The sequence below is a fragment of the Klebsiella sp. 18074 genome (genome assembly GCF_902705905.1).
GTDB lineage: Bacteria > Pseudomonadota > Gammaproteobacteria > Enterobacterales > Enterobacteriaceae > Klebsiella > Klebsiella terrigena.
In genome coordinates, this window is the sequence record NZ_CACSIS010000016.1 from 46222 (window position 1) to 68305 (window position 22084).

Below are 22084 nucleotides of genomic sequence, written 5' to 3' on the forward strand. Positions count from 1 at the left end.
TTCGGGCGGTGAGATTCACCGCGATTAGCGCGCCAGTGCTGCAGCGCTCACTTCTTCCGCTACCCGCTCGGTAGCATCCGGAATCGAGGCTCTACGCGCTCGTTCCGCCATATCCAGCAGCGTTTCACGATCCCAGCCGGCCAGGGTTTGCGCCACGGCATCCACCGTGAACTGGGGCTGTTCGAGAATTTTCGCGGCTCCCGCTTTCTCCAGCGGCAGCGCGTTCCAGTACTGCTGGCGATCCTTATGCTGAAACGGCACAAACAGCGCCGGTAATCCTGCGGCGGCGATTTCACTCACCGTCAGCGCACCGGAACGACATACCACCACGTCGGCCCAGGCATATGCTGCCGCCATGTCATCAATAAATTCGGTCACCTTATGCTGCGGCTGCCCGGCATCAGCGTAAGCCTGCTGTACCGTCTGCTGGGCGCCTTTACCGCTCTGGTGCCAGATGGTTACCGCGCCGTTCAGCTTCCCGGCCACCAGCGGCATAGTCTGGTTCAGCACGCGGGCGCCCTGCGAGCCGCCAACCACTAAAACGCGGGTCGGCCCCTGACGCCCCACCAGCCGCTGCTCCGGCAGAGGCAGCGCGAGCACATCGGTACGCACCGGGTTGCCCACCACGTCAGCATGGGGGAACGCGCCGGGAAACGCCTGCATCACTTTCTTTGCAATTTTTGCCAGCCATTTATTGGTCAGGCCGGCAATACCATTCTGTTCGTGTAGCACCACCGGAATGCCCAGCGACCATGCAGCCAGTCCGCCGGGGCCGGAAACGTATCCGCCCATCCCCAGCACGACGTCCGGTTTGAAGCGCTGCATAATCGCGCGCGCCTGACGCCAGGCGTTGAAAATATGCACCGGCGCCAGCAGCTGCGCCTTCAGGCCTTTGCCGCGCAGGCCGGAGATGCGGATAAAATCGATCTCAATACCGTGCTTCGGCACTAAGTCCGCTTCCATACGATCGGCGGTACCCAGCCAGCGAACCTGCCAGCCCTGGTCCATTAAATGGTGCGCGACCGCCAGCCCCGGGAACACATGCCCGCCGGTACCGCCCGCCATCACCATTAACCGCTTTTCCTGACCGCTCATCGAACACCCCGTGTAAACGCCTGGGCTTTTTCCAGACGCGTTTCATAATCAATACGCAACAGCAACATGATGGCCGTCGACATAATCAGCAAGCTGGAGCCGCCGTAGCTGATCAGCGGCAGCGTCAGGCCCTTAGTCGGCAGCATGCCCGCAGCCGCACCGACGTTAACCAGCGCCTGGAAGCTAAACCAGATCCCGATCGCACAGGCCAGAAAGCCGGAGAAACGGTGGTCAATCTCCAGCGCTTTGCGGCCGATGGACATGGCGCGAAAAGCGACGAAGAATACCATTAAAAGGGCCAGTACCACACCGATATAACCGAGTTCTTCGCCGATGATGGCGAAGATGAAGTCAGTGTGCGCCTCCGGTAAATACTCCAGTTTTTGTACCGAGTTGCCTAAGCCCTGGCCCCACATTTCGCCGCGGCCAAAGGCCATCAGCGACTGGGTCAGCTGGTAGCCGCTGCCAAACGGATCCTCCCACGGGTTCCAGAAGGAGGTTACGCGGCGAATACGATACGGTTCGGCGAGGATCAGCAGCACAACCGCCGAGATCCCCATACCGATAATGGCAATGAACTGCCACAGCTTGGCGCCGGCGAGGAACAGCATCGCCAGAGTCGTCACGAACAGCACAACCACCGTTCCGAGGTCCGGCTGCGCCAGCAGCAGGATCGCCAGCACGAAAATCACGCCCATCGGTTTCAGGAAGCCGCGCAGGTTATTACGCACCTCATCGCCCTTACGCACCAGGTAGTTGGCGATGTAGCAGAACAGCGACAGCTTGGTAAACTCCGCGGGCTGTATACGCAGCGGACCCAGCGCAATCCAGCGCGATGCCCCGTTTACCGAGCTCCCGACCACCAGCACGATCAGCAGCATCGCGATCGAGGCGATCAGCATCGCGGTACTGTGCCGCTGCCAAAATTCCATCGGCAGGCGCAGGGTCACCAGCGCGATCCCCAGCGCCAGCAGAATGTAGAGTCCGTCGCGCTTGGCAAACAAAAACGGATCGTTCGCCAGACGCTGGCCCACCGGCATCGAAGCCGAGGTCACCATGATGAAACCGACCGCCGCCAGGCCAAGCGTCAGCCACAGCAGCATCCGGTCATACATCACCAGGCTGTCGTTATCTTTCTGCCGCGAGCCCATCACCCAGCCCTTCAGCGCGGCAAACAGCCAGGAGAAGATACGCATTCCCGGGAAACGCGGCAGCGTCAGTCGGGGCATTCTCAGGCGCGGGAGGGAGAGACGCATCAGCCTAACTCCTTCGCCAGGCGGGTAAAGATATCCCCCCGTTGTTCGAAGCTTTTAAACTGATCGAGGCTGGCGCATGCCGGCGACAGCAGCACCATATCGCCCGACTTCAGCAGCGGCGCAATCTGACGCATCGCCTGCTCCATGGTTTCCGTCTGCGTCGCCGCTTCAGGGCGCAGCGCCGCCAGCTGCTCGCCATCGCGACCGAAGCAGTACAGGCGGATATTATCGCCGGCCAGATAGCGCTTCAGCGGCGCGAAATCAGCGGACTTGCCGTCACCGCCGAGCAGCAGATAGAGCGTGCCGTCCAGATGCAGGCCGTTCAGCGCCGCTTCGGTGCTGCCAACGTTGGTGGCTTTGGAATCGTTTATCCAGCGCACGCCGTTATGCTCCAGCGCCAGCTGGAAACGGTGCGCCAGGCCGGTAAAGGTGGTCAACGCTTTGAGGCTGCTGGCTCGCGGCAGACCCGCGGCATCCGCCAGCGCCAGCGCCGCCAGGGCGTTGCTGTAGTTATGCTGGCCGGTTATCGGCATCTCTTTGACGTTCAGCACTTTCTCACCCTTCACCCGCAGCCAGGTTTCTCCCTGCTGGCGGTTAAGGTGGTAGTCGCCGACGTCAACGCCAAAGCTAATGCAGCGGTCATCGGCGCCGCGCACCGGCATCGTCAATCCGTCATCGGCATTCACAATGCAGCTCTTCGCATTTTCATAAACGCGCAGCTTGGCCGCCCGATACTGCTGCAGGCCGAGCGGGTAGCGGTCCATATGATCTTCGGTCACGTTGAGGATCGTCGCGGCAACCGCCCGCAGGCTGGAGGTGGTTTCCAGCTGGAAGCTGGAAAGTTCGAGAACATACAGCTCGCGTTCAGCATCCAGCAGCATCAGGGCCGGCAGGCCAATATTGCCGCCGACGCCGACGTTTACGCCGGCCGCTTTCGCCATTTCACCCACCAGGGTGGTGACGGTGCTTTTACCGTTTGAACCGGTAATCGCCACAATCGGCGCCTGCGCCTCGCGGCAGAACAGCTCGATGTCGCCAACGATTTCAACGCCGGCATCCATCGCCGCGCTCAGAGAGGGATGCGCCAGGGCGATACCCGGGCTTGCCACGATAAGATCGGCCGCCAGCAGCCAATCCTCGTTCAGGCCGCCAACGTAGCGCTCCACTTCTTCCGGCAGCTTATCCAGGCCGGAAGGCGCAGCGCGAGTATCCATGACGCGCGGCGTCACGCCGCGGGCCATGAAAAAGTCCACGCAAGACAGGCCAGTCATACCCAGCCCAATAATGACGACTTTCTTACCCTGATAATCTGCCATGATTAACGTACCTTCAGCGTCGCCAGGCCAATCAGCACCAGCATCAGCGAAATAATCCAGAAGCGCACGATCACGCGCGGTTCCGGCCAACCTTTCAGTTCATAGTGGTGATGAATCGGCGCCATTCGGAAGATGCGCTGACCGCGCAGCTTGAAGGAGCCGACCTGCAGAATGACCGACAGGGTCTCAACAACAAAAACGCCACCCATAATAACCAGCAGGAATTCCTGACGCAGCAGCACGGCAATGATGCCCAGCGCGCCGCCGAGGGCCAGTGAACCCACGTCGCCCATAAAGACCTGAGCCGGATAGGTGTTAAACCACAGGAAGCCAAGGCCCGCACCGACGATCGCCGTACAGACGATAACCAGTTCGCCGGCGTGACGCAGATAGGGAATATGCAGGTAGTTGGCGAAGTTCATGTTGCCCGACGCCCACGCCACCAGCGCGAAACCGGCGGCCACAAACACGGTTGGCATAATCGCCAGGCCGTCGAGGCCATCGGTGAGGTTAACCGCGTTGCCGGTACCGACAATCACGAAGTAGGCCAGCAGAATGTACAGCAGCCCCAGCTGCGGCATGATGTCCTTGAAGAACGGCACCACCAGCTGAGTAGCCGGCGTGTCTTTCCCGGCCATATAGAGCGCAAAAGCAACGCCCAGCGCAATCACCGACATCCAGAAGTATTTCCAGCGGGCAATCAGGCCCTTGGTGTCTTTGCGCACCACTTTGCGATAGTCATCAACGAAGCCAATGATGCCGTAGCCTATCAGCACCGTCAGAACGCACCAGACGTACGGGTTAGAGGGGTAAGCCCACAGCAGGACCGATACCACAATCGCGGTGAGGATCATGATCCCGCCCATGGTCGGCGTACCGCGTTTGCTGAAGTGAGATTCCGGACCGTCGTTGCGCACAACCTGGCCGAAAGCGAGTTTTTGCAGACGAGCGATCATACGCGGGCCCATCCACAAAGAGATGAACAGCGCGGTCAGCAGGCTGACGATGGCGCGAAACGTCAGGTAGGAAAAGACGTTAAAGCCTGAATAATATTTGACCAAATGTTCGGCCAGCCATACTAACATGTTCCATTCTCCTGTAATGCGCGTACTACCTCTTCCATGGCGGCACTACGTGAACCCTTCACTAAAATGGTCAGAATTTTATGCTCTGCGAGAAGCTCGCGCAGACGAGTCACCAGCGCGGATTTCTCGCTAAAGTGCTCACCCACGCCGCTGGAGGAGCTGATATCAGCACTCAGCGCGCCGACGCTCAGTACGCGATCGAGCCCTGCCGCCTTCGCCGCTTCGCCAACCTGGCGATGGCAGGCGGCGCTTTCCGCGCCGAGCTCGGCCATATCGCCGACCACCAGCACTCGGTAGCCCGGCATTTCGGACAGCACCTGCACCGCGGCGGTCATCGAGCCGACGTTGGCGTTATAGGAATCATCAAGCAGCAGTTGATTTTCCGTAAGCCGGATCGGGAACAGGCGCCCCGGCACCGCGGTAAGCTGAGCCAGCCCGGCCTTCACCGCGGCTAAATCAGCGCCGACCGCCATTGCCAGCGAGGCGGCTGCCAGCGCGTTGGCAATATTGTGGCGGCCCGGCAGCGGCAGCAGAACGTCCGTGCTCCCGGTCAGGGTTTGCAGGGTAAATTCCGTACCGTGGCTGGTGACGTGAATATTGGTCGCCGTAAAGTCGCTGTTGGCAGCGTTAGGCGAGAAGCGCCAAACCTTACGATCGCCAATGACGCTCTGCCAGTTCAGCCAGTCGTTATTGTCGGCGTTGAGAATGGCGATGCCGTTTGCCGGCAGGCCGGTAAAGATTTCGCCTTTCGCCTTCGCCACGCCCGCCAGCGAGCCGAAGCCCTCAAGGTGCGCGGCGGCCAGGTTGTTCACCAGCGCGGCTTCCGGATGCGTCAAACTCACGGTCCAGGCAATTTCGCCCTGGTGGTTGGCGCCCAGCTCAATCACCGCATACCGGTGCTCGTGAGTCAGGCGCAGCAGCGTCATCGGTACGCCAATATCGTTATTCAGGTTGCCGGCGGTATACAGCGTCGTGCCGCACTGCCCGAGGATTGCCGCGGTCATCTCTTTCACCGAGGTTTTCCCGGAGGAGCCGGTCAGCGCGACCACGCGGGTCGGTACCTGCTGGCGAACCCATGCCGCCAGCTCACCGAAAGCCTGCCGAGTATCGTTCACCACCACCTGGGGTAAATCGCACTCCAGCCTGCGGCTGACCAGCAGCGCCCCGGCGCCGGCCTGCCTGGCCTGTTCGGCAAAGTCGTGGGCGTCAAAGCGCTCGCCCTTGAGGGCCACAAACAGGCAGCCCGCCGTTATCTTGCGGGTATCCGATGTAACCTCATCAATGGCCAGATCGCTACCCTGCAGTTCGCCGCTGGCGATGTCGGCAAGCTGAGAAAGCGTAAAGCGAATCATGCTACCGTCCCCAGTAAACGCGCGACGGTCACGCGATCGGAGTAGTCCAGGCGGCGATTGCCGACAATCTGGTAATCCTCGTGGCCCTTACCGGCGACCAGCACCACGTCACCCTCTTTCGCCTGCATAACGGCATTGGTCACCGCTTCCGCCCGACCTTCCATCACCTTCGCGTGCCCGGCATCAAGCATGCCGGCCAGGATATCGTTGATAATGGCGCGAGGCTCTTCGGTACGCGGGTTATCGTCGGTGACAACGGCAATATCGGCGAACTCTTCGGCGATAGCCCCCATCAGCGGACGTTTGCCCTTATCGCGATCGCCGCCGCAGCCAAACACGCACCACAGCTTGCCGTTGCAGTGCAGACGCGCGGCCTGCAGCGCTTTTTCAAGCGCATCAGGCGTATGGGCGTAATCCACCACCACGGTCGCTTTGCCCGGCGCGCCAAACACTTCCATACGCCCGCAAACCGGCTGCAGACGAGAAGCCGTTTTCAGCAGCTCGGCCAGCGGATAGCCCAGCGCCAGCAGGGTAGCCAGCGCCAGCAGCAGGTTGCTGACGTTAAAGGCGCCCATCAGGCGGCTCTCTACTTCGCCCTTGCCCCAGCTGGAGTCAAACTGAACGGTCGCACCGCTGTCGTGATAGCTCACCGCGGTTGCCTTCAGCCAGCGGCCGTGACAGTTCGGATTAATATGGTCTTCCATCGATACCGCAACCGCATCCGGCAGCTTCGCCAGCCAGCGGCGGCCCACTTCATCATCGGCGTTGACGATCGCCTGACCGCAGTGGTGGGTGGAATAGAGCAGCCATTTCGCCGCTTCGTAATGCGCCATATCACCGTGATAGTCCAGGTGATCGCGGCTCAGGTTGGTAAACACCGAGGCGGCAAACTGCAGCGCAGCAACGCGGTGCTGCACCAGGCCGTGGGAAGAGACTTCCATCGCCGCCAGGGTCGCGCCCTGCCCCGCCAGACCGGACAGCACGTGCTGAACGTCTACCGCAGAGCCGGTGGTATTTTCCGTTGGGATAACCTTGTCCAGCAGGCCGTTGCCTACCGTACCCATGACCGCACTGGTTTCGCCGAGCAGCTTGCCCCACTGCGCCAGGAGCTGAGTGGTGGTAGTTTTGCCGTTGGTCCCGGTTACGCCGATCAGGCGCAGCTGCTGAGAAGGCTGATGGTAAAAACGCCCGGCCAGCGCCGACAGGCGCTCGTTGAGCTGGCTAAGATAAATGACCGGCACGCCGTGCATTTCACGGATTTCGCCGTCAGCAGCCTCATCTTTGGCCTCAGCTATAATGGCAGCAACACCTTGCGCTATCGCCTGCGGGATATAACGACGCCCGTCCGCCTGATGACCTAATACCGCGATAAAGAGATCGCCGGAAGCAGCCACCCGGCTGTCCAGCGTCATCTCTCGCAGAATTCGCTCCGGCGCATTTGGCACCCACGGAGCGAGAAGGTCGCGCAAATTACGATCTGCCACCTGTTCCCTCACCTTGATTAATCACAAATTCACTTTTTTCGCCCGTTGCCAGCGCATCCGGTTCAATGTTCATGGTGCGCAGAACGCCGCCCATGATGGCACCGAAGACCGGCGCGGAAACGGCGCCGCCGTAGTATTTACCCGCCTGCGGGTCGTTGATCACCACCACCAGCGCAAAACGCGGGTGGCTGGCGGGCGCAACGCCTGCGGTGTAAGCAATATATTTGTTGATGTAGCGGCCGTCTGGCCCCACTTTTTTCGCCGTACCGGTTTTGATCGCGATGCGATAGCCTTTAATCGCCGCCTTCACGCCGCCGCCGCCAGGCAGCGCCACGCTTTCCATCATGTGCACAACGGTACGAACGAGAGGTTCCGGGAAGACTCGCTCGCCCGGAACCGGTGGATCAACTTTGGTAATCGACAGCGGGCGATACACGCCGTAACTGCCGATCGTTGCGTAGACTCGCGCTAACTGTAACGGGGTTACCATTAGCCCATAGCCGAAAGAAAAGGTGGCCCTCTCTATGTCAGACCACCGTTGTTTTTGAGGGTATAAGCCACTGCGTTCTCCGACCAACCCCAAATTGGTCGCTTTTCCGAGCCCAAAACGTGAGTAAGTATCTACTAACGCTGAGGACGGCATCGCTAACGCCAGCTTGGAAACACCGACGTTACTCGACTTCTGTAGTACCCCGGTCAGGGTCAATTCGCTATAGCGCGCCACGTCTTTAATTTCGTGGCCGTTAATACGGTAAGGAATGGTATTCAGCACGGTGTTTTCGTTGACGATCCCGCGCTGTAGCGCCGTCATCACCACCATCGGCTTCACCGTGGAACCCGGTTCGAAGACGTCGGTGATGGCGCGGTTACGCATGATATCTTTTGCCGTGCCGGAGAAATTATTCGGGTTGTAGGACGGGCTGTTGGCCATCGCCAGCACTTCGCCGGTGCTGACGTCAACCAGCACCGCGCTTCCCGACTCCGCCTTGTTAAACGCCACCGCGTTGTTCAGTTCGCGATAAACCAGCGCCTGCAGGCGCTCGTCGATGCTCAGCGCGAGGTTATGCGCGGCCTGGCTGTCGGTCGAAGAGATATCTTCGATGACGCGGCCATAGCGGTCTTTACGCACGATACGCTCGCCCGGCTGGCCGGTAAGCCATTTGTCAAAGCTCTTCTCAACGCCCTCAATACCCTGACTATCGACGTTGGTAAAACCGATAAGGTGAGAGGTGACTTCGCCTGACGGGTAGTAACGGCGCGACTCTTCGCGCAGGTGGATCCCCGGCAGCTTGAGCTTTCTGATGTAGTCGGCCATATCAGGATTGACCTGACGAGCCAGATAGATAAAGCGCATTCTCGAGTTGGTATTGATGCGCGACGCCAGCTGATCCAGCGGCATATTCAGCGCATCCGCCAGCGCTTTCCAGCGGTTGTCGAGGGTAACGCCACCGGCATCGTGCAGCTCTTTCGGATCGGCCCAGATCGCCTTCACCGGCACGCTCACCGCCAGCGGACGGCCCGAGCGGTCGGTAATCATCCCACGCGCGGTCGACACTTCCTGTACGCGCAGGGAGCGCATATCGCCCTGACGCACCAGCATGTCCGGACTGATAACCTGCAGCCACGCCACGCGGCCCAGCAGGAAAGTCAGAGCCAGCAGAATACAGCCGCACAGCAACGCAAAACGCCAACTGATAAAGTTGGCCTGTTCTTCCTGACGTTTTGGTCTTGGCGTTTTCGGCGCTGCTTTCATGCGTCGCAATAATCCTTATTTTTGTACAACGATATTTTCTTGTGATGGATCGACGTGTTGCATCTGCAACTTCTCGGTCGCGATCCGCTCAACCCGACTGTGATCGCCCAGGGCGTTCTCTTCGAGGATCAGGTTGCGCCATTCAATATCCAGCGCGTCACGTTCCAGAACTAACTGCTCGCGCTGGGCGGTTAACAAACGGGTATGGTGCGCCGTCGTTACCACCGTAATCGCCGTAATGATGATGCAAATGAACAGACAGAGTGGCAGCTTCCCAAACCGCAGAAGGTCGTCTCCGATCACGCCAGGCAAGGCATGGCGCTCGTTGCTTCCTATCGACCCTTTAACCTTGCTTAGGGCTTCTGTCACTCTGCCGATCATGCGTTCGTCCTCTCTGCAATGCGCAGAACTGAACTACGGGCACGAGGATTTTCAGCTACCTCTTCTTCGCCCGGCATCAACTTGCCTAATGCTCGCAGCTCACGGCCGCCCAGTTTACGCAGCTGCTCTTCAGTCATCGGTAGCCCTGCCGGAACCTGCGGACCGCGGCTTTGCTCGCGCATAAAGCGCTTCACAATGCGGTCTTCCAGCGAATGGAAACTGATGATAGAAAGCCGCCCGCCCGGGGCCAGCACGCTGAGCGAGCTTTTTAGCGCCTGCTCTATCTCCTCCAGTTCACTGTTCACCCAAATGCGCACCGCCTGGAAGGTACGGGTCGCGGGATGTTTGAACTTATCCTTCACCGGGGTTGCCGCCGTCACCACTTCCGCCAGCTCTTTCGTGCGGGTCATCGGCTCAATGCGGTTACGCTCGACGATGGCGCGCGCGATGCGCTTACCGAAGCGCTCTTCGCCAAAGGTCTTAATCACCCAGGCGATATCGGCCTCATCGGCCGTCTGCAGCCATTCGGCGGCCGACTGGCCGCGCGTCGGATCCATGCGCATATCCAGCGGACCGTCGCGCATAAACGAGAAGCCGCGCTCCGCGTCATCCAGCTGCGGCGACGAGACGCCAAGATCGAGAAGAATCCCGTCGATCTTGCCCGTCAGTTCGCGCTCACTAACATAATCTGCAAGCGCAGAAAAAGGTCCGTGTACGATGGAAAAACGGGGGTCATCAATGGTCTTCGCCACGGCGATTGCCTGCGGATCGCGATCGATTGCCAGCAGACGGCCTTCCGCTCCCAGTTGGGAGAGGATCAGACGCGAGTGGCCACCGCGACCAAAAGTGCCATCAATGTAGATACCATCCGGGCGAATATTCAGGCCGTTAACGGCTTCATCCAGAAGTACCGAAGTATGTTTAAAATTTTCCATCATTTTATAAAGACAAATCCTGCAGTCGCTCCGGCAGTTCCCCGGTTGCGGACTGCTCAGCGTCGATATCTTCCTTGACCCGTTGATACCAGGTCGTTTCATCCCACAGCTCAAACTTATTGAACTGCCCGACCAGCATCACTTCTTTTGTCAGCCCGGCATGCTGCCGTAACACCGGAGCGATCAAGAGCCGCCCGGCATTATCCATCTGACATTCGCTGGCATGTCCCAGAAGCAGACGCTGTACGCGCCGCTCAGCGGGGTTCATGCTCGACAAACGCGACAATTTTTGCTCGATGATTTCCCATTCAGGCAAGGGGTAAAGCAGCAGGCACGGGTGATGAATGTCAATGGTGCAAACCAATTGACCGGAAGCACTCTCAATCAGCCCGTCGCGGTAACGCGTCGGCACGGCCAGACGGCCTTTGCTGTCGAGATTGACTAACGTTGCCCCACGGAACATGCCAGCCTCACCCCTTTTCGCCACTTTAACCCACAAATTCCCACCAGAAGGAGTTTACGGAGCGGAGGAAAAGCTTGTCAAGCCAGCACGAATACCAACGAAGCTTAAAAACCCATTATTTGCCGCCGATATTAGGCCTGATGATAAAATCATCAACAAACGAGGCAAATTAACGTCATGAATACGTGTAAGAAAACAACCAACAAATTCGTAACAGTTAAAAGCAACAAAATATCTTCGGCGGGAAAATATAAAGTGTCAGTTTGCGACGCGAGCGGCATTTTAGGCGATTCTGTTGCCCGTTAACAGTGCCTGATGTCTGCGGAGAGGCTCTCTTGTCGCGGGGTAGAGAAGATTGGGGGTATTGTCTGCGATAAAATGAGTGTTAATTCAGCGATTAACTTAGTGAATGTAACAAAATAATACAAATATCAACCGGGAGATCTTTTCTTATACCCCTCAGGTGCAAGAAAGCCCCTACTCCAGAATAAAACAAAATAATGCGTAAAGAAGTTTAGGGATTTGTCTGAAAGATATTCAGTTTTGCATTTTTAAGCCAATTTGTATGGATTATCGCCAGACGCGCATCCGTCTGGCGAGCGGTGGAAGAATTATGCCGGCAGCCCGCTGCCGGAAATATTCAACGACGGTTCAGGCTCCCGCGGCGATACAAATTCCGGCGAATCCGGCTTAGGCCAGGCTTTGGCTTGCGTGGTTCGTCGAGGCTGGCGAGGACGATCTCCAGCACGCGCTCGGCAACGTCGCGGTGGCGCTGAGCCACCGCCAGCACCGGACACTGGAGGAAATCCAGCAGTTCGTTATCGCCGAAGGTCGCAATCGCCAGCTCGGAGGGCAGCTTGCCTTCCCGACGCAGCGTCACGTCCATCACGCCCTGCAGCAGCGGGAACGAGGTGGTAAACAGCGCCTGCGGCATCGGATGGGTTTCCAGCCACTTCTCGAATAGCTGACCCGCCGCTTCGCGCTCGTAGCTGTTAGCGTAGAGATACTGCACCTCACGCGGATCGTCCTGCCACGCGGTCCGGAAGCCCTGCTCGCGCAGGAAGCTCACCGACAGCTCCGGCAAAGCGCCAAGATACAGCACGCTGTCGCCGGGGAATTTGCGCAGCTCGGCGCCGAGCATTTCCGCATCGTCGCGATCGGCACCGACAACGCTGGTGAAGTGTTCACGATCGAGTGCGCGATCGAGCGCAACAATCGGGAACGGATCGTTGGCCCAACGCTGATAGAACGGATGCTCGGGCGGTAATGAGGTCGACACGATAATGGCATCGACCTGGCGCTGCAGCAGGTGCTCAATGCAGCGCATCTCGTTATCGGGCTGATCTTCCGAACAGGCGATCAGCAGCTGATAGCCACGCTGGCGCGCCTGCCGCTCGAGGTAGTTAGCAATGCGGGTATAGCTGGTGTTTTCCAGATCCGGAATAACCAGACCAATAGAACGCGTGCGTCCTGCACGCAGGCCGGCAGCGACCGCATTCGGGTGATAGTTGTGTTCACGAACCACAGCCATCACCTTTTCGACCGTTTTATCGCTCACGCGGTACTGCTTCGCTTTACCGTTAATCACATAGCTAGCGGTGGTTCGCGAAACACCGGCCAGCCGGGCGATTTCATCCAGTTTCACAATTGCCCCTTGGGTAATTTAGTACAGAACATAACCTTTCTTCAGGTATGGATTCATTTTCATAACATCTAAACGCAGAACAGTTAGCACAGCAACCGGTTTTGTCTCCAGTTCCTACCGATTTCGCAAAAAAATAGCCCGACAGTTTGTGTCGGGCTATTTTTAGCTCATTTTCAGCGACTCAGCGCATTATTTTGTCGCCGCGCGACAGGCCAACGACCCCCGAACGAGCAACTTCAACGATTCTCGCAACGTCACGCAGCGAGGCGATGAATGCATCCAGCTTATCGCTGGTACCAACCAGCTGAACGGTGTAGATAGACGGGGTGACGTCAATAATCTGCCCACGGAAGATCTCGGTGTTGCGCTTGACCTCCTCGCGGCCAAAGCCGCTTGCCTGCACCTTCACCAGCATAATCTCGCGCTCAACGTGCGAGTTTTGTCCGAGCTCGCTGACGCGCAGCACGTCCACCAGCTTATGCAGCTGCTTTTCGATCTGCTCGATCGCTTTCTCATCGCCCACGGTCTGAATCGTCATCCGCGAGAGCGTCGGGTCATCGGTGGGTGCCACCGTCAGGCTTTCAATGTTATACCCACGCTGCGCAAAGAGACCAATAACGCGCGATAAGGCGCCCGATTCGTTTTCCAGTAATACCGATAATATCCGGCGCATAATCAGGTTCTCTCCGTTTTGCTCAACCACATCTCGTCCATCCCGCCGCCGCGGATATGCATCGGATACACGTGCTCGCTGCCGTCAACCGTCACGTCGACGAAGACCAGACGATTATTACGCACCTGCTCCAGCGCTTCGGTCAGCTTTGACTCCAGCTCCTGCGGCTCGTTAATGCGAATCCCTACGTGACCATACGCTTCTGCGAGGCGGACAAAGTCCGGGAGCGACTCCATATACGACTGCGAGTGGCGGCCGGAATAGATCATGTCCTGCCACTGCTTCACCATCCCGAGATAGCGGTTATTCAGGTTCAGCACCAGAACCGGCAGTTCGTACTGCAGCGCGGTGGAAAGCTCCTGGATATTCATCTGAATACTGCCGTCGCCGGTGACGCAAATAACGGTCTCATCCGGCAGCGCCATCTTCACGCCGAGCGCCGCGGGCAGGCCGAAGCCCATCGTGCCCAGGCCGCCGGAGTTGATCCAGCGTCTCGGCTTATCAAAGGGATAATAGAGCGCAGCAAACATCTGATGCTGACCGACGTCGGAGGTGACGTAGGCGTCGCCGTTGGTCAGACGCCAGATAGTCTCGATCACCGCCTGCGGTTTGATCTTGCCGCTTTGCGTATCGTATTGCAGGCAGTGACGCGCGCGCCACTGCTCGATCTGCTGCCACCAGTCGCGAAGCTCATCCAGCGGCTGCTGCGCCTCTTCCTGCTCCAGCAGCTCCAGCATCTGCTCCAGCACCTGACGGGCATCGCCAACGATCGGCACGTCTGCCGGCACCGTTTTCGAAATCGACGTCGGATCGATGTCGATATGCAGCACCGTGGCATTCGGGCAGTATTTTGCCAGATTGTTGGTCGTGCGATCGTCAAAGCGGACGCCAACGGCGAAAATCACGTCGGAGTGATGCATCGTCATGTTGGCTTCATAGGTGCCGTGCATGCCCAGCATACCCAGCGCCTGCTGGTGCGAGGCAGGGAAAGCGCCCAGCCCCATCAGCGACGACGCAACCGGCAGATTCAGTTTTTCCACCAGGCTATACAGCTGCTCTTCGCATTGAGCGTTAATCGCCCCGCCGCCAACGTATACTACCGGGTGTTTGGCCGCGATCAGCGTTTGCAGCGCGCGTTTAATTTGTCCTTTATGCCCGCTGGTTGTCGGGTTATAGGAGCGCATGCTGACCGCATCCGGCCAGACGTACGGCAGTTTGTTCGCCGGGTTGAGGATATCTTTCGGCAGATCGACGACAACCGGGCCGGGACGGCCGCTGGCCGCCAGCCAGAAGGCTTTCTTCAGGACACCGGGGATATCTTCGGTTTGCTTAACCAGGAAGCTGTGCTTCACCACCGGTCGGGAAATACCGACCATGTCGCACTCCTGGAAAGCGTCGTAACCAATCAGGGAAGTCGCCACCTGTCCGGAGAGAATGACCAGGGGGATAGAGTCCATGTAAGCCGTCGCAATGCCGGTAATGGCGTTCGTGGCCCCGGGCCCGGAGGTCACCAGCACGACCCCGACTTCGCCCGTTGCGCGGGCGAGACCGTCCGCCATATGCACCGCGGCCTGCTCGTGGCGGACCAAAATATGATCGATACCGCCGAGGGTATGTAACGCATCATAGATATCGAGGACCGCCCCCCCGGGATAACCGAATACTTGCTTGACGCCCTGATCGACAAGCGACTGGACGACCATCTCGGCTCCTGACAACATCTCCATGGTTTGCCTCCCGGCTTATTGTTTTTAACGACAGCGGAACTCAATTTCCGCGCGTTCGCACAATGCGCAGAGTTTCGTCTTCGCATTGAGGTGAATGGACTGCGTGCCTTTACCATAACTGGTCCCTACCGGGCAGGCAATTCGCCACCGCGGGTACATGAGAGGTATTAAAAGAATAAAAAAGAGGATTTAATAAAAAATCAGGTGGAAAACTTCACCGACAGGAATTGACGCAAATAATAACTCGGACAAATTGCCGTGCCGCAGGAAATCATCCATTTTTCATCTGAATCTGCCGCCAGCCGCCGCAGACAAACAGAATAAAATTCTAACTTATTACTTAATAATAGATAAAACCATACGAAAAGCGCCGCGACGTTGGCCCTGGTCAGCGGCAGGCCCAAATATCCCCTGCAGCCCGCTCACAAAGCAGGAGCCGCGGCTCCCGTTTGTGGTGATGTACGCACAGATTAGCGCCGGCAAATACTGACCAGCAGTTCTTCCATCCACTGGTGGCCTTTATCGCGACCCGCGGCTTCGTGCCATGAGAGATAGCAGGTCCGGCTATTAACCTGCAGCGGCAGCGTGACCAGCTGCAGGTTAAGCTTATCCGCGAATTCAGCCGCCAGCCAACGCGGCGCAATAGCCACCATTTGCGTTTGCGAAACCACATTTAATACGCTGACCATCGCATTGCCCTGATAGGCAATTCGCGCCTGTTTATCGAGAGTGTCATACCAGGGCTGGCTGAATGAAGCATAGCGATCCAGGGCAACAACCGCGTGCTCTTCCCGATAAATGTCCTCTTCCGCCAGCAATCCGCTAATACGCGGATGCTGACGACTGGCGACTAATACCATCTCATCGTTAAACAGCGGCACGCAGGCAAATTCAGGGCGGCGAAACTCTTCATAGCCCACCACGAATTCAATTTCCTGATAACGTAATTGATGGTCGGTATTTTGATTCAGCGCCGATTTAAAAATCAAATGAATATTTGGCGCGGCTTCGCTAACTTTATTGAGGATTGTGGCGGTCAAATAGTTATCCAGCGGGCTGCACACGCATAAATTAAACACCCGCTCGCTGCTTATTGGCTCAAAACCGGAGCCCGGCAGTTCGTTCTGCACCAGCTGCAGAGCCTGGCGCACCGAGCCAAACAGCTGGACCGCACGCGCCGTTGGCTGAATCCCGCGGCCGTAGCGAACGAACAGCTCGTCATTAAACATCACCTTCAGACGCGATACGGCGTTGCTGACCGCCGGCTGCGACATCCCCAGAGAATGCGCCGCGCGAGTGATATTCTGCTCCTGCATCACCGCATCAAAGACGGTGAGCAGATTGAGATCGACCATGCGTAGCTGAGGTTTCGTCACCTCTGCCGCAGGGGCTGCTTGATATTCAATACTTTCAATTATCATATCTAATTTCATCATCAGGCTAAATTCCCTTTGCACAAGTACAGTAATTAATGCTGAAAATATCATTTAGCACGCATATGAAATTTGCAAAAGGGTAAAAATGAATTTTAGGAATATATCAAAGTTATGATTTCGGCAAAAATAAGCAGAATTAGAAGATGGCCGTTTCATTTTAACTATATCGATTACTTGATGGTGCTAAGTTTAATCATAAGTTATAAGGATAAACAACGGCAGGAATAGTTAACTTAAATTGAAGCAGCATTAAGGTATAGATTGAACACGCTATTAAAATTAACATGTCGTTATCATAGATAATTAGCCTGAACTCATTTAAATATATTCACATGTCAAATATTCTCAGTCTTTTCATTAAGATGGCTACCGTCGCCGCCACGACAGCGTGAGGCCTTGAATCAAAATGAAATTGTGCGAATGTTTTAAATGGCCTCGCCCCCTGCCGCGGCGCCAAAAACGATTGTCGGCAAAAAAGCGCGATCTTCAGCACAATTAGCTAATTCAGTGACGGGGTAAAAAGACGTTTTTCCCCCTCAGGGGTTGACATCAAAAGGCGTATCCAGTAACTCTAAAAGCATATCGATTTCATCTGGAGCATGACGCAATGATTCGCAGCACTCGTTTCACCAGCCTACTACTACTAAACGCATCCAATTTGCGCGGTAGGCTGCTGGGCGACGTTAAGCGTTAGTCATCTTCCAGTAAGACTATAAAACCCGCGCCATTGCGCGGGTTTTTTTATGCTCGTCAGCAAGGCGCCCAGGACACCGATTAAGGATTTAACCATGAGCCAGCAAGTCATTATTTTCGATACGACCTTACGTGACGGGGAACAAGCGTTACAGGCTAGCCTGAGCGTTAAAGAGAAGCTGCAGATTGCCCTGGCCCTTGAGCGTATGGGCGTAGACGTGATGGAGGTCGGCTTCCCTGTCTCATCTCCGGGCGACTTTGAATCCGTACAGACCATCGCGCGCACCATCAAAAACAGCCGCGTTTGCGCCCTGGCGCGCTGCGTAGAGAAAGATATCGATGTCGCGGCCGAATCCTTAAAAATCGCCGAAGCGTTTCGTATTCATACGTTTATCGCCACCTCGCCGATGCATATCGCCACCAAGCTGCGCAGCACCCTCGATGAGGTGATTGAGCGCTCGATCTATATGATTAAACGCGCCCGTAACTATACCGACGACGTTGAGTTCTCCTGCGAAGATGCCGGCCGTACGCCGATTGCCGATCTGGCACGCGTCGTTGAAGCCGCCATCCGCGCCGGCGCTACCACCATTAACATCCCGGACACCGTCGGCTACACCATGCCGTTCGAATTCGCCAATATTATTACCGGCCTGTACGAACACGTTCCGAATATCGATAAAGCAATTATCTCCGTCCACACTCATGACGATTTAGGCATTGCAGTCGGTAACGCCATCGCTGCGGTTCACGCCGGCGCTCGTCAGGTTGAAGGCGCAATGAACGGCATCGGCGAGCGCGCAGGTAACTGCTCGCTGGAAGAAGTGATCATGGCTATCAAAGTGCGCAAAGACATCATGGATGTGCACACCCGCATTAATCACAACGAAATCTGGCGCACCAGCCAGACCGTCAGCCAGATTTGCAACATGCCGATCCCGGCGAACAAAGCCATCGTCGGTACCGGTGCCTTCGCTCACTCCTCCGGTATTCACCAGGATGGCGTACTGAAGAACCGCGAAAACTACGAAATCATGACCCCGGAATCCATCGGCCTGAATCAGGTACAGCTGAACCTGACCTCCCGCTCCGGCCGCGCGGCGGTGAAACACCGCATGGAAGAGATGGGCTACAAGGAAAGCGACTACAACATGGACCACCTGTATGACGCCTTCCTGAAGCTGGCGGACAAAAAAGGTCAGGTCTTCGACTACGACCTGGAAGCGCTGGCCTTTATTAACAAGCAACAGGAAGAGCCTGAGCATTTCCGCCTGGACTACTTCAGCGTGCAGTCCGGCTCCAACGCCATCGCCACCGCCTCCGTCAAGCTGGCCTGCGGCGATGAAGTGAAGTCCGAAGCGGCTAACGGCAACGGTCCGGTCGATGCCGTATATCAGGCCATCAACCGCGTTACCGGCTATGACATCGAACTGGTTAAATATGGCTTAAGCGCCAAAGGCCACGGTAAAGATGCGCTGGGTCAGGTCGACATCGTGGTGAACTACAACGGTCGTCGCTTCCATGGCGTCGGTCTGGCGACCGATATCGTTGAATCCTCCGCGAAGGCGATGATTCACGTTCTGAACAACATCTGGCGCGCCGCTGAAGTCGAAAAAGAATTGCAACGCAAAGCTCAAAATAACGAGAACAAGAAGGAAACTGTGTAATGTCGAAGAATTACCATATTGCTGTGTTGCCAGGTGATGGCATTGGCCCGGAAGTCATGAACCAGGCGATGAAAGTACTGGAAGCTGTCCGTACCCGTTTTGATATGCGCATTACCACCAGCCAATATGATGTCGGTGGCGCCGCCATCGACCGTCAGGGTTCCCCGCTGCCGCAGGCTACGGTGGAAGGCTGCGAGCAGGCAGACGCCATTCTGTTCGGCTCGGTCGGTGGCCCAAAATGGGAACACCTGCCGCCTGCAGAGCAGCCGGAGCGCGGCGCGCTGCTGCCGCTGCGTAAACATTTCAAGCTGTTCAGCAACCTGCGTCCGGCGAAGCTGTATCAGGGGCTGGAAGAGTTTTGCCCGCTGCGCGCGGATATCGCCGCCAACGGCTTCGACATCCTGTGCGTCCGTGAACTGACCGGCGGCATCTACTTCGGCCAGCCGAAGGGTCGTGAAGGCAGCGGCCATCACGAGAAAGCGTTTGATACCGAGGTTTACCACCGCTTTGAGATCGAGCGCATTGCACACATCGCGTTTGAATCGGCCCGCAAGCGCCGGAGCAAAGTGACCTCTATCGACAAAGCCAACGTGCTGCAGTCCTCCATTCTGTGGCGAGAAATCGTCGGCGAAATCGCCAAAGAGTACCCGGACGTTGAGCTGGCGCACATGTACATCGACAACGCCACCATGCAGCTGATTAAAGACCCGTCCCAGTTCGACGTGCTGCTGTGCTCCAACCTGTTCGGCGACATCCTGTCCGACGAATGCGCGATGATCACCGGCTCAATGGGCATGCTGCCCTCCGCCAGCCTCAATGAACAAGGCTTTGGCCTGTACGAGCCGGCAGGCGGCTCGGCACCGGATATCGCCGGCAAGAACATCGCTAACCCGATAGCCCAAATCCTGTCGCTGGCGCTGCTGCTGCGCTACAGCCTCGACGCGGACGCGGCGGCAACGGCTATCGAAAGCGCGATCAACCGGGCATTAGAAGAAGGCATCCGTACCGGCGATTTAGCGCGCGGTGCGGCGGCGGTCAGTACCGATGAAATGGGCGACATCATTGCCCGCTATGTCGCTGAAGGGGTGTAATCATGGCTAAGACGTTGTATGAAAAATTGTTTGATGCTCACGTGGTTTATGAAGCGCAAAACGAAACCCCGCTGCTGTACATCGACCGTCATCTGGTACACGAAGTAACCTCCCCGCAGGCGTTTGACGGCCTGCGGGCGCACAACCGCCAGGTGCGCCAGCCGGGAAAAACCTTCGCCACCATGGATCATAACGTTTCGACTCAGACCAAAGACATCAACGCGTCCGGCGAAATGGCGCGTATCCAGATGCAGGAGCTGATTAAGAACTGTAACGAATTCGGCGTTGAGCTGTATGACCTGAACCACCCGTATCAGGGGATCGTTCACGTCATGGGCCCCGAGCAGGGCGTAACCCTGCCGGGGATGACCATCGTCTGCGGCGACTCCCATACCGCGACCCACGGCGCGTTCGGCGCGCTGGCTTTCGGCATCGGGACCTCCGAAGTTGAGCACGTGCTGGCCACCCAAACCCTGAAGCAGGGCCGCGCCAAAACGATGAAGATTGAAGTTCAGGGTCAGGCGGCGCCGGGGATCACCGCGAAGGATATCGTGCTGGCGATCATCGGCAAAACCGGCAGCGCCGGCGGTACCGGCCACGTGGTTGAATTCTGCGGCGAAGCCATTCGCAACCTGAGCATGGAAGGTCGCATGACCCTGTGCAATATGGCCATCGAGATGGGCGCGAAAGCGGGCCTGGTGGCGCCGGACGCGACCACCTTTGATTACGTGAAGGGCCGTCTGCACGCGCCTAAAGGTCAGGACTTTAGCGATGCGGTCGCCTACTGGGAAACCCTGACCACCGACGCCGACGCTACCTTTGACACCGTCGTCACCTTACAGGCCGCAGAGATTGCTCCGCAGGTGACCTGGGGAACCAACCCGGGCCAGGTTATCTCCGTCACCGACCTGATCCCCGACCCGGCTTCTTTCGCCGATCCGGTAGAGCGCGCAAGCGCGGAAAAAGCGCTGGCCTATATGGGCCTGAAGCCGGGCATCCCGCTGACCGACGTCGCGATTGATAAAGTCTTTATCGGCTCCTGTACCAACTCGCGCATTGAAGACTTACGCGCGGCGGCCGAAATTGCCAAAGGGCGTAAAGTCGCGCCGGGCGTGCAGGCGCTGGTTGTCCCAGGCTCTGGCCCGGTGAAGGCGCAGGCGGAAGCGGAAGGCCTGGATAAGATCTTTATCGAAGCCGGCTTTGAATGGCGTCTGCCGGGCTGCTCCATGTGCCTGGCGATGAACAACGACCGCCTGAACCCCGGCGAGCGCTGCGCATCCACCAGCAACCGTAACTTTGAAGGCCGTCAGGGCCGCGGCGGACGCACCCACTTAGTCAGCCCGGCCATGGCCGCAGCGGCGGCCGTCAGCGGCCATTTCGCCGACATTCGCGACATTAAATAAGGAAACCATCATGGCAGAGAAATTTACCCAACATACTGGCCTGGTGGTTCCGCTGGATGCCGCAAACGTCGATACCGATGCGATCATTCCCAAGCAGTTCCTGCAGAAAGTGACCCGCACCGGTTTTGGCGCGCATCTGTTCAACGACTGGCGCTTCCTCGATGACCAGGGGCAGCAGCCGAATCCGGAGTTCATTCTCAACTTCCCGGAATACAAGGGCGCCTCTATTCTGCTGGCGCGGGAGAACTTTGGCTGCGGCTCATCGCGCGAACACGCTCCCTGGGCTTTGACCGACTACGGCTTTAAGGTAGTGATCGCGCCAAGCTTCGCCGACATCTTCTACGGCAACAGCTTCAACAACCAGCTGCTGCCGGTGACCCTGAGCGACGAGCAGGTCGACGAGATGTTTAAGCTGGTGCAGGCGCAGCCAGGCATTAAATTTGAAGTTGATCTGCAAGCTGAAGTAGTTAAAGCAGGCGACAAGTCGTACAGCTTTAAAATTGATGCTTTCCGCCGTCACTGCATGCTCAATGGCCTGGACAGCATCGGCTTGACTCTGCAGCATGAAGATGCAATCTCTACCTACGAGAATAAACAACCCGCCTTTATGAATTAAAACCACGCGCAGT

The 22084-nt window shown here is 57.4% G+C and carries 20 protein-coding genes; 5 read left to right on the forward strand and 15 right to left on the reverse strand.

Annotated elements, in window-relative coordinates:
- Positions 1-24 precede the first annotated feature (24 nt).
- From murG to leuO, 15 genes are all read right to left on the reverse strand, one after another.
- On the reverse strand, positions 25-1095 hold the full coding sequence (gene murG / locus GVK32_RS16675; RefSeq protein WP_159869662.1) for an undecaprenyldiphospho-muramoylpentapeptide beta-N-acetylglucosaminyltransferase: 1071 nt from the start codon (positions 1093-1095) through the stop codon (positions 25-27).
- Entirely contained in the window at positions 1092-2351 is a 1260-nt protein-coding gene (gene ftsW, locus GVK32_RS16680) for a cell division protein FtsW (RefSeq protein WP_159869665.1), read from the reverse strand. Before ftsW ends, murG begins: the two co-directional genes overlap by 4 nt.
- Positions 2351-3667 carry a UDP-N-acetylmuramoyl-L-alanine--D-glutamate ligase gene (murD, locus tag GVK32_RS16685; RefSeq protein ID WP_159869668.1) on the reverse strand — a complete coding sequence of 439 codons (1317 nt, stop codon included), beginning with the start codon at positions 3665-3667 and terminating at the stop codon, positions 2351-2353. Before murD ends, ftsW begins: the two co-directional genes overlap by 1 nt.
- Before the next feature lie 2 nt (positions 3668-3669).
- Positions 3670-4752, reverse strand: coding sequence for a phospho-N-acetylmuramoyl-pentapeptide-transferase (mraY, locus tag GVK32_RS16690; RefSeq protein ID WP_041144046.1), 1083 nt, complete (start codon positions 4750-4752; stop codon positions 3670-3672).
- On the reverse strand, positions 4746-6104 hold the full coding sequence (murF, locus tag GVK32_RS16695) for a UDP-N-acetylmuramoyl-tripeptide--D-alanyl-D-alanine ligase (RefSeq protein ID WP_159869671.1): 1359 nt from the start codon (positions 6102-6104) through the stop codon (positions 4746-4748). Before murF ends, mraY begins: the two co-directional genes overlap by 7 nt.
- Positions 6101-7588 (reverse strand): UDP-N-acetylmuramoyl-L-alanyl-D-glutamate--2,6-diaminopimelate ligase, encoded by a 1488-nt coding sequence (gene murE, locus GVK32_RS16700; RefSeq protein WP_159869674.1) that lies wholly within the window; start codon positions 7586-7588, stop codon positions 6101-6103. The genes murF and murE overlap by 4 nt, the downstream gene beginning before the upstream one ends.
- On the reverse strand, positions 7575-9341 hold the full coding sequence (locus GVK32_RS16705) for a peptidoglycan glycosyltransferase FtsI (protein ID WP_159869677.1): 1767 nt from the start codon (positions 9339-9341) through the stop codon (positions 7575-7577). The genes murE and GVK32_RS16705 overlap by 14 nt, the downstream gene beginning before the upstream one ends.
- A 15-nt stretch (positions 9342-9356) precedes the next feature.
- Entirely contained in the window at positions 9357-9722 is a 366-nt protein-coding gene (gene ftsL, locus GVK32_RS16710) for a cell division protein FtsL (protein ID WP_002888550.1), read from the reverse strand.
- On the reverse strand, positions 9719-10660 hold the full coding sequence (rsmH, locus tag GVK32_RS16715; RefSeq protein ID WP_159869680.1) for a 16S rRNA (cytosine(1402)-N(4))-methyltransferase RsmH: 942 nt from the start codon (positions 10658-10660) through the stop codon (positions 9719-9721). Before rsmH ends, ftsL begins: the two co-directional genes overlap by 4 nt.
- A gap of 1 nt (position 10661) precedes the next feature.
- Entirely contained in the window at positions 10662-11120 is a 459-nt protein-coding gene (gene mraZ, locus GVK32_RS16720; protein WP_041144041.1) for a division/cell wall cluster transcriptional repressor MraZ, read from the reverse strand.
- Between the two features lie 640 nt (positions 11121-11760).
- On the reverse strand, positions 11761-12765 hold the full coding sequence (cra, locus tag GVK32_RS16725) for a catabolite repressor/activator (protein WP_041144040.1): 1005 nt from the start codon (positions 12763-12765) through the stop codon (positions 11761-11763).
- A 181-nt stretch (positions 12766-12946) separates the two neighbouring features.
- The gene (ilvN, locus tag GVK32_RS16730) at positions 12947-13438 is read right to left on the reverse strand and encodes an acetolactate synthase small subunit (RefSeq protein ID WP_041144039.1); all 492 of its coding nucleotides are present in this window, start codon (positions 13436-13438) and stop codon (positions 12947-12949) included.
- A 2-nt stretch (positions 13439-13440) separates the two neighbouring features.
- Entirely contained in the window at positions 13441-15165 is a 1725-nt protein-coding gene (ilvI, locus tag GVK32_RS16735; RefSeq protein WP_159869683.1) for an acetolactate synthase 3 large subunit, read from the reverse strand.
- A 200-nt stretch (positions 15166-15365) separates the two neighbouring features.
- Positions 15366-15569: a hypothetical protein gene (locus GVK32_RS16740; RefSeq protein ID WP_159869686.1), complete on the reverse strand. Its 204-nt coding sequence runs from the start codon at positions 15567-15569 to the stop codon at positions 15366-15368.
- A gap of 66 nt (positions 15570-15635) precedes the next feature.
- The gene (gene leuO / locus GVK32_RS16745) at positions 15636-16604 is read right to left on the reverse strand and encodes a transcriptional regulator LeuO (RefSeq protein ID WP_159869856.1); all 969 of its coding nucleotides are present in this window, start codon (positions 16602-16604) and stop codon (positions 15636-15638) included.
- Positions 16605-17208: 604 nt separating this feature from the next.
- Here leuO and leuL point away from each other — a divergent pair.
- The 5 genes from leuL to leuD all read left to right on the forward strand — a co-directional run bounded on the left by leuL (position 17209) and on the right by leuD (position 22071).
- Positions 17209-17295 carry a leu operon leader peptide gene (gene leuL, locus GVK32_RS16750; RefSeq protein ID WP_115193567.1) on the forward strand — a complete coding sequence of 29 codons (87 nt, stop codon included), beginning with the start codon at positions 17209-17211 and terminating at the stop codon, positions 17293-17295.
- Positions 17296-17389: 94 nt separating this feature from the next.
- The gene (leuA, locus tag GVK32_RS16755; protein WP_159869689.1) at positions 17390-18961 is read left to right on the forward strand and encodes a 2-isopropylmalate synthase; all 1572 of its coding nucleotides are present in this window, start codon (positions 17390-17392) and stop codon (positions 18959-18961) included.
- Positions 18961-20052: a 3-isopropylmalate dehydrogenase gene (leuB, locus tag GVK32_RS16760; protein WP_159869692.1), complete on the forward strand. Its 1092-nt coding sequence runs from the start codon at positions 18961-18963 to the stop codon at positions 20050-20052. Before leuA ends, leuB begins: the two co-directional genes overlap by 1 nt.
- 2 nt (positions 20053-20054) lie before the next feature.
- On the forward strand, positions 20055-21455 hold the full coding sequence (gene leuC, locus GVK32_RS16765; RefSeq protein WP_159869695.1) for a 3-isopropylmalate dehydratase large subunit: 1401 nt from the start codon (positions 20055-20057) through the stop codon (positions 21453-21455).
- A 10-nt stretch (positions 21456-21465) separates the two neighbouring features.
- Positions 21466-22071: a 3-isopropylmalate dehydratase small subunit gene (gene leuD, locus GVK32_RS16770; RefSeq protein WP_159869698.1), complete on the forward strand. Its 606-nt coding sequence runs from the start codon at positions 21466-21468 to the stop codon at positions 22069-22071.
- Positions 22072-22084: the final 13 nt, after the last annotated feature.

Bases quoted from the DNA above. Each gene is read 5' to 3' on its own strand.
- murF (WP_159869671.1), bottom strand. From the start codon at position 6,104: ATGATTCGCTTTACGCTTTCTCAGCTTGCCGACATCGCCAGCGGCGAA.
- murG (WP_159869662.1), bottom strand. From the start codon at position 1,095: ATGAGCGGTCAGGAAAAGCGGTTAATGGTGATGGCGGGCGGTACCGGC.
- rsmH (WP_159869680.1), bottom strand. From the start codon at position 10,660: ATGATGGAAAATTTTAAACATACTTCGGTACTTCTGGATGAAGCCGTT.
- ilvI (WP_159869683.1), bottom strand. From the start codon at position 15,165: ATGGAGATGTTGTCAGGAGCCGAGATGGTCGTCCAGTCGCTTGTCGAT.
- leuA (WP_159869689.1), top strand. From the start codon at position 17,390: ATGAGCCAGCAAGTCATTATTTTCGATACGACCTTACGTGACGGGGAA.
- leuC (WP_159869695.1), top strand. From the start codon at position 20,055: ATGGCTAAGACGTTGTATGAAAAATTGTTTGATGCTCACGTGGTTTAT.
- leuL (WP_115193567.1), top strand. From the start codon at position 17,209: ATGATTCGCAGCACTCGTTTCACCAGCCTACTACTACTAAACGCATCC.
- leuB (WP_159869692.1), top strand. From the start codon at position 18,961: ATGTCGAAGAATTACCATATTGCTGTGTTGCCAGGTGATGGCATTGGC.
- ftsL (WP_002888550.1), bottom strand. From the start codon at position 9,722: ATGATCGGCAGAGTGACAGAAGCCCTAAGCAAGGTTAAAGGGTCGATA.
- ilvN (WP_041144039.1), bottom strand. From the start codon at position 13,438: ATGCGCCGGATATTATCGGTATTACTGGAAAACGAATCGGGCGCCTTA.
- ftsW (WP_159869665.1), bottom strand. From the start codon at position 2,351: ATGCGTCTCTCCCTCCCGCGCCTGAGAATGCCCCGACTGACGCTGCCG.
- mraY (WP_041144046.1), bottom strand. From the start codon at position 4,752: ATGTTAGTATGGCTGGCCGAACATTTGGTCAAATATTATTCAGGCTTT.
- mraZ (WP_041144041.1), bottom strand. From the start codon at position 11,120: ATGTTCCGTGGGGCAACGTTAGTCAATCTCGACAGCAAAGGCCGTCTG.
- murD (WP_159869668.1), bottom strand. From the start codon at position 3,667: ATGGCAGATTATCAGGGTAAGAAAGTCGTCATTATTGGGCTGGGTATG.
- leuD (WP_159869698.1), top strand. From the start codon at position 21,466: ATGGCAGAGAAATTTACCCAACATACTGGCCTGGTGGTTCCGCTGGAT.
- GVK32_RS16705 (WP_159869677.1), bottom strand. From the start codon at position 9,341: ATGAAAGCAGCGCCGAAAACGCCAAGACCAAAACGTCAGGAAGAACAG.